The 13,186-nt window shown below is 34.5% G+C and carries 11 protein-coding genes; 6 read left to right on the top strand and 5 right to left on the bottom strand.

The window, feature by feature from the left end:
• The first annotated feature begins 13 nt into the window (after positions 1-13).
• The 3 genes from HNS38_RS12610 to HNS38_RS12600 all read left to right on the top strand — a co-directional run bounded on the left by HNS38_RS12610 (position 14) and on the right by HNS38_RS12600 (position 2,396).
• On the top strand, positions 14-460 hold the full coding sequence (locus HNS38_RS12610; protein WP_172282116.1) for a nuclear transport factor 2 family protein: 447 nt from the start codon (positions 14-16) through the stop codon (positions 458-460).
• 258 nt (positions 461-718) lie between these two features.
• Positions 719-1,300 carry an START domain-containing protein gene (locus tag HNS38_RS12605; RefSeq protein ID WP_172282114.1) on the top strand — a complete coding sequence of 194 codons (582 nt, stop codon included), beginning with the start codon at positions 719-721 and terminating at the stop codon, positions 1,298-1,300.
• 88 nt (positions 1,301-1,388) lie between these two features.
• On the top strand, positions 1,389-2,396 hold the full coding sequence (locus HNS38_RS12600) for an AMP-binding protein (protein ID WP_172346560.1): 1,008 nt from the start codon (positions 1,389-1,391) through the stop codon (positions 2,394-2,396).
• A 154-nt stretch (positions 2,397-2,550) separates the two neighbouring features.
• On the opposite strand, the gene HNS38_RS12595 is transcribed toward HNS38_RS12600, so the two are convergent.
• Positions 2,551-5,148: a DUF5916 domain-containing protein gene (locus HNS38_RS12595; protein ID WP_172282108.1), complete on the bottom strand. Its 2,598-nt coding sequence runs from the start codon at positions 5,146-5,148 to the stop codon at positions 2,551-2,553.
• Positions 5,149-5,452: 304 nt separating this feature from the next.
• Here HNS38_RS12595 and HNS38_RS12590 point away from each other — a divergent pair, with 304 nt between their 5' ends.
• Entirely contained in the window at positions 5,453-6,883 is a 1,431-nt protein-coding gene (locus HNS38_RS12590; protein WP_172282106.1) for a Do family serine endopeptidase, read from the top strand.
• A 75-nt stretch (positions 6,884-6,958) separates the two neighbouring features.
• Here HNS38_RS12590 and pruA read toward each other — a convergent pair whose 3' ends face one another.
• The 4 genes from pruA to HNS38_RS12570 form a co-directional block, all read right to left on the bottom strand.
• A complete protein-coding gene (pruA, locus tag HNS38_RS12585; RefSeq protein WP_172282104.1) occupies positions 6,959-8,587 on the bottom strand; it encodes an L-glutamate gamma-semialdehyde dehydrogenase in 1,629 nt (542 codons plus the stop codon).
• A 226-nt stretch (positions 8,588-8,813) separates the two neighbouring features.
• Positions 8,814-9,185 (bottom strand): winged helix-turn-helix domain-containing protein, encoded by a 372-nt coding sequence (locus HNS38_RS12580; protein ID WP_172282102.1) that lies wholly within the window; start codon positions 9,183-9,185, stop codon positions 8,814-8,816.
• Positions 9,186-9,297: 112 nt separating this feature from the next.
• On the bottom strand, positions 9,298-9,579 hold the full coding sequence (locus HNS38_RS12575) for a pyrimidine/purine nucleoside phosphorylase (protein WP_172282100.1): 282 nt from the start codon (positions 9,577-9,579) through the stop codon (positions 9,298-9,300).
• A gap of 216 nt (positions 9,580-9,795) precedes the next feature.
• Positions 9,796-11,952, bottom strand: coding sequence for an aldehyde ferredoxin oxidoreductase family protein (locus HNS38_RS12570; protein ID WP_172282098.1), 2,157 nt, complete (start codon positions 11,950-11,952; stop codon positions 9,796-9,798).
• A gap of 417 nt (positions 11,953-12,369) precedes the next feature.
• Between HNS38_RS12570 and thiF the strand changes: the two genes are divergently transcribed.
• On the top strand, positions 12,370-12,954 hold the full coding sequence (thiF, locus tag HNS38_RS12565) for a sulfur carrier protein ThiS adenylyltransferase ThiF (RefSeq protein ID WP_172282096.1): 585 nt from the start codon (positions 12,370-12,372) through the stop codon (positions 12,952-12,954).
• Positions 12,955-13,158: a sulfur carrier protein ThiS gene (thiS, locus tag HNS38_RS12560; RefSeq protein ID WP_172282093.1), complete on the top strand. Its 204-nt coding sequence runs from the start codon at positions 12,955-12,957 to the stop codon at positions 13,156-13,158. It abuts the gene before it with no gap.
• The last annotated feature ends 28 nt before the right edge of the window (positions 13,159-13,186 follow it).

The following is a 13,186-nucleotide window of genomic DNA, read 5'->3' as shown; positions in this document are numbered from 1 at the left end:
AAAACCTAAACCTATGAAAAAGTTATTTATTGCTTTTTGCCTATTTTTAAGTATTGGTATTTTTGCTCAAAGTGTTGAGAAGGAACAAGAAGCTATTAAAGATATTATTCAAACCGCTTATGTAGAAGGCTTACAGAACGAGGGAAACATCAGAAAAATAGACGCCGGCATTCATCCAGAATTTAACCTGCTCGGTATTGATAAAGGCGATGAAATGTGGAAGCTCTCCATTAGTGAGTGGAAAGATAAAACGGTGAAACGATTAGATGCAGGTGAATTACCTCGAAAAGAAAACTTAATTTCAATTAAGTTCCTTGATATTGATGTTACAGGTACTGCTGCTGTTGTGAAAATTGAATTCTATGTAGGTGAAAAACTAACTTATGTCGATTATATTTCACTCTATAAGTTTGAAAGTGGATGGAAGATGGTAAATAAGATTTACTACAAATTTAAATAGTCCAATTACTCAAAACCTATTTTGTATTCACACGTATTAATTAGGAATCTAAAAATCAACAATTTTTAGACTTTCTTTTGTAGAATCAAAACAAAATACTTATTAAATATGACAGGTAAAACTTTAAATCCTTCAGTAGCAGAAATATTATTAAGAAATTGTTTTTGAATGGGAAATAAGAAATACTCTTGCATCCTTGTATTTTTTGTTCTCCTTCAATCTGTTATAAGTCCTCGAGTATTTTCACAAGATGAAAATATGAAAATCGTCAAACAATCGGATGGCATTTCTGTGTATAAAGTTAAAAATGCACATGAAACTCTAAACCGTATTATTGCCAGAACTCAAGTTTCCTCAAATTATATGGATGTCCTTTGTTTAATTAAGGACTTTGGTCATCAGAAAGATTGGATTTATTCTAATCATGATGCATTTGTACTAGACAGCATTGGCCCATATAGGTGGATTTATTATGGCGTATCAGAAACTCCTTGGCCTATATTGGATAGAGATGTGGTAGCTGAAGTGGAATTGATGATAGATGAAACCCAAAAAAGAATTACTGTTCATTCCGTAGCCAAACCAGACCTTATTCCTCCTTCTGACGAATTGGTGCGGATACAAATGATGGATTCAAAGTGGAAAATCACTAAGATAGGTGAAAATAGTACTGTGGTTGTGATGGATATATTAATAGATGTAGGAGGTGCCGTTCCACATTGGTTGGTGAATCTTTTTAGTTCTAATGGTCCCATGGGCACTTTTAAAAATTTAAAGAAAGAGCTTAAGAAGCCAAATAGGCAAGATTGTGATTGTGGATATAAAGAATTATTGAACTAGTATGAATCAAAAAAGCACATATGAAATTAAGTGGTTCGGGGATATTTATTCTAAATCCGAGTTTTTATCATATTTTAAAAAAGAAAAATTGAGGAAGTTAGAGGAGTGGGAACTGGATATCTTAAAATTCGTGGAAGAATGGTTGGATGAGAGAAACGAGTTTTTTTTAGTTTCTAGTTCAGGTTCCACAGGTAAACCCAAAATTATTTCCATCTCTAGAAGTCAAATGATAGAGAGTGCTTTAGCCACAGCGGACTACCTTAACCTTAAAGAAGGACAATCTTCTTTATTAATATTACCAGCTCAGTTTATTGCAGGAAAAATGATGATAGTCAGAGCTTTGGTTTTAGGATTAGATTTCTATTATTTGGAACCAAAGGTTGATATTCTAATGCACATAGATAGAGGATATGATTTCTGTGCAGCTATTCCACTTCAAGTCCAAAAAGTATTAAACTCAAATGTTCCGGAAAAACTTGACTTATTATCTGAAGTGATTATTGGAGGAGCTGCATTAGCAAATAAGGATATAGCTAAATTAAAAGACTTTAAAACTCATTTTCACGCTACTTATGGAATGACTGAAACCATCACTCATATCGCCATGAAACCTCTTAATGATTCTCGTACTTCTCAATCATACCATTGCCTACCCGGAATATCGATAGACCAAGATAGCAGAGGTTGCTTGAGAATATATTCACAGCGACTTCCTCAAGATATTACTGTTACCAACGATAGAGTAGAGCTCATTAATGAAAAGGAATTTATACTATTAGGAAGGGCCGATGCTGTAATAAATTCCGGTGGATTAAAGATTCAAACAGAAGAATTAGAGGAGCTTATCAAAGAAAATCTAGGGCTAGAAATCATGATTGGTTATAAAGAGGATGACGTTCTAGGGCAAAAAGTGGTTTTATTAATTGAAGGACAAGCAGAAAAGTTTGACAAGCAAAAAATACTCGCTCAGCTCCAACTTTTTTTAAGCAAAAATAAGTTACCTAAAGAAATACTATTCATTACTCTGCTTTTTAAAACACCTAACCAAAAAATTAATAGGGCGCAAAATCAAGAGTGGATTTCCAAGAATTGCTAATTGGAGGATGTTCGCAAGAATAAGAGAATAGGATTATTGTATTTAAATCCAGACTCTTTGTGCCATTTTTTAGTGCTCTGATATCTCTTTGTAAATGAGTGTTTTGAAAAAAATAAAAAAAGATATGGAGCAAAAAAATAATTCCATAATAATGCTATATTGGAATTCTATAACTCAATTTAACTAAGAACACATCATGCGGGAAAACCCTAAACATATGATTCATATCTTCATCAAACTCAAAGGGGAGTTGGTCTCGGTCAAAATTGCTATCATCTCTGGATTGGCTCCAAACTAAGTATACCGTACTTCCGGGCATGTATTCCCAGCGCAATACCATATTCGATTGAAAGTATATAAATTTGAAATCACTGTCTTCCAAATATACATCTGCTTCTTGGTTTCCATTCAAATCAATTCCACCATCCTCATCTCTCAATATAGGTTCAAATCTATTGTAAAAATTTGAAGCTTTAGAATCTGTCACTCTTTTATAATTATCGTAAGTCCCATTTGAAACAAAGGGTTGACCATAATATTGAAGGCTTAGATCAGGAGTAAAACTAAAATCTATTCTGAATTCAATCATTAAAGTCTTCTGGTTGATTTCTGCTAAGAAGTACTCGTCTTTCCCTTCAAATTCTTCAGTACTTACATATTGCAACCTGTTCTGGTTGACTCCGTACCAAGGTTCTAAAGATAGTTTTAGCCTATCTGTAGGTCGGTAAGTCATGTCCACAGAAAAGTTATTTCTAGTTCTATGATTATATGCTCCGCTATATTGAGAATAGCGGAAACTAAAACTCAATTTTTTTCTGTTATCTGTACCCAATCTAGTCCAAAAGTTTACACCATTTGGAAGTATGAAAATTGGCCCTCCTCTAAGGTGAGTAGGAGAGTTGGATTGACCACTAAAATTACCTCCTAAGGAATAGGACCAATAATTGGTAAAGCTAAAGCTAGTATTGGTATTAATACCATAATATTTATGCACTCCATCAAAGTTCCATCCATTCCAAAAAGCCATATTTACATTAACTCTTCTGAATATTCCTTTTGGTTGTGGGCTACTATATCCTACCCAAAAACCTTGGTTGATATTATCTGTATTTCTCAAATATCCCATATCGTTAAAATCTAAACCAGGAGAACTCCAGCTTAACCACATATAATAATTCCATCCACTATTGATGTTTGTTCCAAATCCTAAGTTACCAGCGTGTCCACTTAATGATTTTGCTGTGGAATCAAGTCTTTTTTTCTTGGTATCTGGTCTTTGATAATATCTTCTCGAAGAGGTCTGCATGTTCATCATGGCTGTTGAATCCCCACTTACTCTACTGCCGAGTAATCTAGCGGAGAAAGAGTACTTTTTGTCTTTCCAGCTGTGTTTAAAGTTTAATCCACCAGTTTGAGCACTATTGGGAAGCTCTTTTAAATGATTATCTTTTATAAATCTATTGGTTGAAGTAAACATTCCGCCAATGATTGTATTTCCTTTATTGAGTTCTTGTTCCAAGCGTCCAGCGAAATAATTGGTCATGGGTTCCACATTTATCTTTTCGATGCTTCCGCCTTCGTTCATTACTTCAGCAGTTTCGGTGTTGGTTATGCTTTCCAGTATTCCAATGCTCAGACCTTTACTTGTTTTTCCAGTGATCTTTGCTGCACCAAGAATGGTGGTATTGTCTGGTATTTTAACATGGTCATAATCTGGAAAATATTGAGGAGTTCGCCCTATTCTACGACTATAAAATAAACCATTATAGGAATCATCACCATCACCTTCTTCAATGGGATATTGATATATATTTCTTCCTTCAATAAAAAAAGGACGCTTTTCTTCGAAGTAGGATTCAAATGCAGAAAGATTTACTTCAGATGGATCTGCTTCTACCTGACCAAAATCAGGGTTGATGGTAAGGTCCATGGTTAGGTTATTGGTCAAACCAATTTTAGCATCTATACCAGCTCTGGCTTTCCAATCGTCACCATCATAAAAAGGAGAACCTTCTTCTTCTTTATAATGCTCATAACTACCCACCAAATATGGTGTAACGTCAATTTGTCTCTTGGGCTGTAAATTGGTTAACCCATGTAATTCCCCAAATCTACTTACATATCCACTTTGCTCATTGGGTATGGCTTGCCAAACACTTCTTTCATCTTTTCTGTAAAGCCTTCTTTTTACTTCTAAGCCCCATACTTGCACACTATCAGAAGAAAAGCGCAATTGAGTTAAAGGAATTTTGAATTCAGCTATCCAGCCCTCATCATTAGTGGAAGTTTTTAAATACCAAATAGGATCCCAAGTATCATCCCAATTCTCACCATCCTGTGTGATTTTTTCATCTCCTTTAACTCCAGCAGCAGTGGCGCTAAAAGAATAGGCTGTTAAATAATCATGATAGGAATCTATATTGATTTCCACAAAATCACCTTGAAATCCATCTCTGCGAGACATTCTTTTAACGATTTCCTCAGGTACACTATCCAAAGCTTTTATCGCCACATATAGATAATTATCATCGTAAATAATCTTGAATTCGGTAGCTTGGCTTGGTGAAGCTCCATTGGAAGGCATCCACTGAGTAAAGTCGCCAGCCCAATTAGCAGATTGCCAAGCTTCTTCCGTTAAGTATCCGTCAATTTTGGGAGCTTCCCCCGCGAATCTATTAGTTTGATAGGTTCTTTTCTGCCCAAAAACAAAAATGGTTGATAGTAGTAATAGCAGTAATATTGGTTTTCTCATATGAATTGCAATTTTCGCCTATTTTGCAGCATCCTATTATCAATTAATATGCCAATAAATAGGAAGCTTTGTAAATGAAAATGTTACATTTAAAGCTCTATTTTCTATTAAAAATAAGTGTTCACATGGTGACTGTCTTGTACGAAATCGGACATTTTTATTTTATCATGTACCATCTAATTAACGCAGAAATGTTTTTAATGATAGTCTTCTTTGCCTAGTTGGTTTAACAACTTTTAACCTGTCATAAGCTATAAATGCATTATTTTTGTAAGAGTCTGATTTAAATTTAATACATAAGATTATGCAAAAAAATAGCTTTTTATTCGTGACATTAGGAGTGATTATTGGTGTTTTAGCATTTCTAGCATTCGATAAATCAGAGACTCCTAAAGATTTCAAATCAAATATAGTTCTGGAACCTGCAAGTTATGCTGTGCCGAAAAATGTTCCTAATTTTGTAGATGCAGCAGAAAGTACGGTAAATGGGGTGGTTCATATTAAAACAAAAATGCTGAAGAAAAGCAGTGTTTATGACTTTTTCTACGATTTCTTTGGTCATCAGCAACCTCATAGTTATCAACAACCTATGTATATGGCTACAGGAAGTGGAGTCATTATTAGTAAAGATGGATATATTGTAACTAATAATCATGTGGTGGAAGGTGCACATGAAATTGAAGTCATCCTAAATGACAAAAGGTCTTATCAAGCTTCATTAATAGGTACCGATCCGTCTTCAGATTTGGCTGTGATTAAAATTGAAGAAGATGATTTACCCTATCTTCAGTTTGGTAATTCTGAAGAAGTAAAAGTAGGAGAATGGGTTTTGGCAGTGGGAAATCCCTTTAATTTAACCTCAACAGTAACTGCTGGAATTGTTAGTGCCAAAGCCAGAAATATAAATATTTTAGGACGTGGAAATAGTTCTGCTATTGAAAGTTTTATTCAAACCGATGCTGCTGTGAATAAAGGAAATAGCGGTGGTGCTCTTGTAGATACAGAAGGGAAATTAATAGGGATTAATGCTGCTATTGCAAGTAATACCGGTTCTTATACTGGATATGCTTTTGCTATTCCAAGTAATTTGGCACAAAAAGTAGTGGGTGATTTAATTCAGTTTGGAGAACCCCAAAGAGGATATTTAGGAGTGAGTATTGCTGAAATGGATAGTGAATTAGCAGAGGAAGTTGGACTTGACCAAATCAAAGGTGTTTACCTTGCTAGAGTAATGGAGGATGGTGCTGCTGGAAAAGCAGGAATAGAAGATGGAGCCGTAGTCTTGCAGGTGGAAGGACAAGAAGTAAATAGTGCTGCCGAGTTGATGAGTAAGATAGCTCAGCACCGTCCTGGTGAAATTGTTCAATTATCAGTATTTGAGAATGGAAGAAAGAAGGATTATAATTTAACACTTCGTAATGTCTACGGAAATACTAAGATTGTTTCAGAAAGCGATGATTTCTATGTGAAAAGGCTAGGCGCTGCTTTTGATAAGCCCGATACTGATTTAATGAAGGATCTAAATATTAATCATGGAATGCAAATCACAGCCATTCGTTCAGGGATATTAAGCTCAAAGGGAATCAAGAAAGGATTTATTATTAAGCAAATGAATAAACAAGAAATTAATAGCATTTCAGATATAAGAGATGTGATTTCCAATGTAAAAGGAGGATTGCTTATTGAAGGTATCTATCCAAATGGGCAGCAGGTATATTATGGAATAGGATTATAGTATATTTCCAAATAAAATTAAAAAAACCAGAAGACATATGTCTTCTGGTTTTTTTAATGGCATTGAATTTATAACCTACTCTTCTAAGAATGGATATTTATAGCTTTCAGCTGGAACAAAGCATTCTTTAATAGTTCGTGGACTCACCCATCTTAATAGGTTTAGTTTAGAACCTGCTTTATCATTGGTTCCCGATCCTCTAGCTCCTCCAAATGGTTGTTGGTTGACCACAGCACCGGTTGGTTTATCATTGATATAGAAATTACCAGCAGCATGATTAAGTTTCTTCATCACATCCTCAATTACAAATCTATCTTTAGAGAAAATAGATCCTGTAAGCGCATAAATGGATGTATTATCTACCAATTCGATAGTCTCTTCAAACTTGTCTTCTTCATAAATATAAATGGTTAAAATAGGTCCGAAAAGCTCTTCTTCCATGGTAACATAATGTGGATTAGTAGTCAGAATGATGGTGGGTTCTATAAAGTAACCTATCGATTTATCATAATTACCTCCATAGATGATTTCAGCATCATCAGCATTTTTGGCTCCATCAATAAAAGAAGAAAGCTTGTCAAAAGACCCTTCATCGATTACAGCATTTACAAAGTTTGAAAAGTCTTCAACGGGCCCCATTTTCATGGATACCATATCGCATTTAATTTCATGTAAAATATCTTCCCAAAGACTTTGTGGAAGATAGGCACGAGAGGCAGCAGAACACTTTTGGCCTTGATATTCGAATGCACCACGAGTTAAGGCTGTAGCTACTTGCCTAGCATTTGCCGATTTATGAGCTAATACAAAGTTTTTACCACCAGTTTCTCCAACTATTCTAGGATAGGATCTGAAGTTTTGAATATTCTTACCAATTTCTTTCCAAATATTTTGAAATACTGAAGTAGAACCTGTAAAGTGGATTCCAGCAAAATCTCTATGTGAGAAAATGACTTTCCCGGCAACAGGACCTGAAACATATACCAAATTAATGACACCATCAGGTAAGCCAGCTTCCATGAAAATCTCCATGATAATAGTAGCTGAATATATTTGAGTATTTGATGGTTTCCAAACAACTGTATTTCCCATGAGGGCAGGAGCAGAAGGTAAATTACCAGCAATGGCAGTAAAGTTGAAAGGAGTGAGAGCAAAAACGAAACCTTCTAAACCTCTTTGCTCAATTCTGTTCCAGATCGATTCGTCAGATTCAGGTTGTTCATTATAGATTTCGGTCATGTACTGTACATTAAATCTTAAGAAATCTGCTAATTCACAAGCGGCATCAATCTCTGCTTGGTGCACAGATTTAGATTGAGCCAGCATAGTTGCTGCATTAATTCTGGCTCTATATGGACCAGAAATCATACCTGCAGCTTTAAGGAAAATAGAGGCTCTTTGTTTCCATGACATGGAAGCCCAACCTTTTCTTGCTGCTAAAGCGGCATTGATAGCATCCTTAACATGACCTTCGTTTCCACGGCTATAGTGCCCTAAAACTTTTTGATGATCATGAGGAGGACTCATTTTTATTTTATTGTCTGTAAATACTTCTTTTCCATTGATGATCATTGGAATATCAACTTCGTATGATCTAGCGCATTCAAGAGCTTTAAGGATTTTTTCTCTCTCAGGGGAACCACTTTTGTAGGACAAAACGGGCTCGTTTTTAGCTGGAGGAACAAAATATAAACTGTTTTGCATATGACTGAAATATTAATGTTAAATGTTCATTTTATCGATATGCATTGGGTTTGCATAACGATTGCAAAAGTAATATTTCCTCTTAAAATTCGAAGGGAAAGAAAAGTTTTTAATTTGTTAAATATTGGGAATAAAAAATGCCCTGAAAATATCTGCTTTAGGGCGTTTTTTTATGATTTGGAAGTTTTGAAGAGTTTTAATACTTAAGATATGTAATTATTATGAATTATAATATTTTATCCTTAAAGTCTTCATAAGCATCTTCAATGGCATTATCCATTTTCTTATGTAAGGTGTCGTAGGCTTCCAATAGGTTTTTAGCTTTAGGGGTGAGGGTGGAGGCTCCTCCACCAACTCCTCCTCTGTACTTTTCTGTGAGATTGTAGCCCAATAATTCTTCTGAATTTTTTATATCACCCCAAGCTTTTCTATAGCTCACTCCTAAATGCTCTGCTGCAGATTTTAGCGAACCCATTTCATCAATTGCTTTTAAAATAGCATATGTGTTTTCTTCAATAATACCTTCGCCAGATACAGCTGATAACCATAATTTGTATCTTAGGAATACATCATTTCTTGAGCTTCTTGGTGGTTTCATATATTAGTTTTTTTTTGGACCGCATGCTTTTATTTACCAATGGCAAATATAAAACGAAATTTACCGCTGGGAAATATAAATTGTTAAATAAATAGCTAAAAAAATGAACTTCCTAGCTATAAACGCATTTATATGAAGTTTGATCTTCTAAGATGACTTTAAAACTAGAATCTTTTTCTACTCTAAAAGTTTCGTATTCTCCATAAACTTTCCATTCTGTTTCACCATCAATTAAAACTTTCATTTCTCCTGATGTTACGGTCATGTGCTCAACCATAGAAGTACCAAATTCATATTCACCTTTAGCCATTACGCCAATGGTTACTTTGCCTGCTTTATTATCAAAACCTAATGATTTTACCGTTCCGTCGAAATATTCGTTTACATTAAACATTGCGTATTGTTTTTATAATTTATTATTTGATTTGTAATCTCTCTATATCCTACTGAAGGAGCAGCTAAAATAAAACTATTTTTTATGCAGTGCTCTTTGATGTAGTTATTTCTGCTATTAATAATTAGTCAGAATAAAGTTTGATTTGAGAAAAAAAGCATTAAAAAAAGCCCTCATTTTATAGAGGACTTTTTATCTATATTATCATCAGAATCATTAGTTTTGATGAGGAGTTATTGTTTCAAGAATTTCTGGTAAATCCATTCCTAAATCTTTCATGTGAGAGATTTTAGGGACACCATTCTTGGTCCATCCTCTTCTTAAATATACAGCATCTAATAATTTTTCATATTGAGACTCACGGAATTCTCTAAGAATATCACGTTTTTCTTCAGTAGTTTTACCTTCTGGTTCAATATTTAAAATTTCTTTTAGTTGCTTATCGTAACGTTCTGCTCTAGATTCGTATTCCTCAATAGTAACAGGGCCAGCAGCTCTGTATGGTTGAGCATCAAATTCTCTAGTGCCGTAACCTCTTCTTAGGTTAAAGGCTCTTTGGTAATTATAAACTCTTTCAGATTGACGGATGATATCGTGTTTGTCAATATTCTGACCAGTTACAGCATTGAATATAGTTACATAATTGTCAACGTGTTCTGGAACTTTTGCAGGCTCGTCAGAATCTGCATTAGTAATAGGCTCTACATCATTCCACGGAAGTTTACATAATCCCATTAATCCGAACCAAGTTCTAAACATTGGGAAATAATGTAAGGCTTCTGCTTTGTCTTCGAAAGAAGGAATTTGGTTGTTTACTGCGTCCATAAAGATTAACCAAGCTTCATCGTGCTGAGGTCCTTTATTTGTCATGGCAAAACCACCTTGTTGAGCTAGAGATTCTTTAGAGATATACTCAGAATATTCTAATCCTTTATTTTCCATTCCGATATCTTGTAAGAAATCAGCATCACCCCAACCATTCTTAATGAAAAGCTCTTTCATCTTACGAACGCCCATTCCGGCAATAAGACCAAATCCTTCTCCACGAGCCAATTGGTGCATGGCTTCCATAGCAGAATCAGAATTACCGAAGTTAAGTTTTAAGCCACCAGTTCTTTCTTCGTTTAGAATGCCATTCTCATAACACTCCATAGCAAAGGCCATTAAAGTACCCCAAGAAATAGTGCAAATACCATAAGTATCGCAATAGAAGTTCGCTTCAATAATATAATCAGGGTTAAAAATACCACAGTTAGAACCAAGTCCACCAGCATTTTCATATTCAGGACCATCAACTATTACTTTTTGTCCAGCGTAAGGACCTGTTCTTAATTCATAATTATCAATACCTTTAGCACAAGACATATTACAACCTAACCAACATCCATCAGGTACACCTTGAGTAAATCTTCTTTTCCACTCTTCAGAGTCAATGTTTTTGATATCATGATGACTACCATACTTATAATTGTTTGTAGGAAGTAAATCATAATCATTCATGATTTCCATAAGGTGAGCAGTACCTTTAGTTTTCATTTCACATTGGTCATCATCTAAATCGCGCATCTCTTTGTTGAAAGTCCTACCGCGTTCCATGATGGCTTTAAGATCAACCACATTGTTTAGGTTTCCTGTTACACCAGGAACTTTACAAACAAGAGCTTTAATCTTTTTATCTCTAAAAACAGTACCGATACCTCCACGGCCTGCTTGTTTCAATCTTACTACTTTACGTTTAGCATCGAAGAAACTAAAGTTGAGCATTCCTATTAATGAATGATCGGCAGCTTCACCAGCAGATACGACCGCTACATTTTTTCTGTCTTTATCATTGTCAGCATACATTTCTGTAAGCTGCTCAGCCAATACATGACTGTCAATAGCTTCAGCAGGAGCTTCAATAATCTCAATTTTACCAGTTGTTCCATCAATGAAGATAATCACTTCTTTGTCAGATTTTCCTTGAAGTTCTAGTGAATCAAATCCAGAAAATTTTAAAAATGGTCCAAAGTATCCACCTACATTACTATCCATCACTGAATTAGTTTGTGGAGATATACTAACAACTAATGATTTACCAGTACCAGAATACTGTGTAATACCACAAATAGGGCCTCCAGAAATCACGATTTCATTCTCAGGATCATTCCATTTTGTGTCAGGCTTTGTTGCATCCCAAAGGTATTTTAAACCATATCCTTTTCCACCGATGAATTTCTCTTTCATTTCAGCAGGAACGTCCTTTGATTTTATCGTAAGATCAGAAACATTGATATAGAGAGTTTTATCTGTATATCCCTTGTCAACTGGAGTGATGTCGTATTTCCAATCGGCTAATAATTTGTGTTGTTTTTTTATTTCTTCAATATTCATATCCTAAGGATTTATTATATGTATAATTCCATTTTAATTGCGTTGGACAAATTTATAAAAATTAATCTACTAAAATCACCAAAGAGCCTAATAATCAGATATGCAAACTAACGCATATCGATATTTATATTCAGTCTTAATTATGAAGATTAGAAAAATATCTTGGGTTTAATATATGCAAGTATTTAAAAATTCTGAATATGAGATATGTTGGAATATATTTAACTTTGTAAAATAATTATATAGGCTGAAAAAAAAATAAGGAATTCAGGATGTTCAACGGTATTTAGAATCTTATAAATATAAAGTTTTTGGAGTCAGGATGCTTCATTTCAGGCTAAATGATAAGTGAAATTCTTAGTATTTATGATGTAATTTTTTGTTTTTTGTCGTGTTTTAAATTAATGACTGAATTTTATGAAATTTGAAAAGATAAAGGAGATACTTTTAAATAAAACCGTAGGAATTGCCGGATGTGGTGGATTGGGTTCCAATTGTGCTGTAGCATTGGCGAGAGTGGGGGTTGGAAAGCTCATTATTGCTGATTTTGATGTTATTGAAGAGAGTAATTTGAATAGACAGTATTATTTTCATCATCAAATAGGAAAACAGAAAGTTTATAGTTTAAAGGAGAATATCCATCTTATTAATCCAGATGTTCAAATCTCAGCTCATCAGATTAAGCTTGAAGCTCAAGATATTTACGACCTATATAAGAATTGTGATGTTATAGTGGAAGCTTTCGATAATGCTGAAATGAAACAAATAATTATTGAAACCATTTGTGAAAAACTATCTGCGACTCCTTTAGTTATTGGACTAGGAATGGCGGGTTGGGGAGATATTGAATCGATTCATTTGCGTAATTCTGACAATCTGTATATTTGTGGCGATGAAAAAAGTGAAGTCTCGGAGGAATTCCCTCCATTAGCTCCGCGAGTTGGCATAGTTGCGAATATGCAAGCCGACACAGTATTAGAATTACTTTTAAAAGAGAAATAAATGAATATAACACTAAATAATAAGCCAGAATCCTTCGAACAAGATAGTTTAAGTGTTTCGGAAGTGCTGAAAGTCAAGCGTTTTACTTTTAAACTCTTGGTGATTAAAATCAATGGAAAATTGATTAGAAAACCTGAATATGAGTCTAGTTTTGTAAAGGATGGGGATGATTTGCAAATTATACATATGATTAGTGGAGGATAATTGTTCTTTGCGAGAATACGCTAAATAT

It is taken from the genome of Lentimicrobium sp. L6, from assembly GCF_013166655.1.
Lineage (GTDB): Bacteria > Bacteroidota > Bacteroidia > Bacteroidales > UBA12170 > UBA12170.
This window is presented reverse-complemented; position numbering and strand designations above follow the sequence as displayed.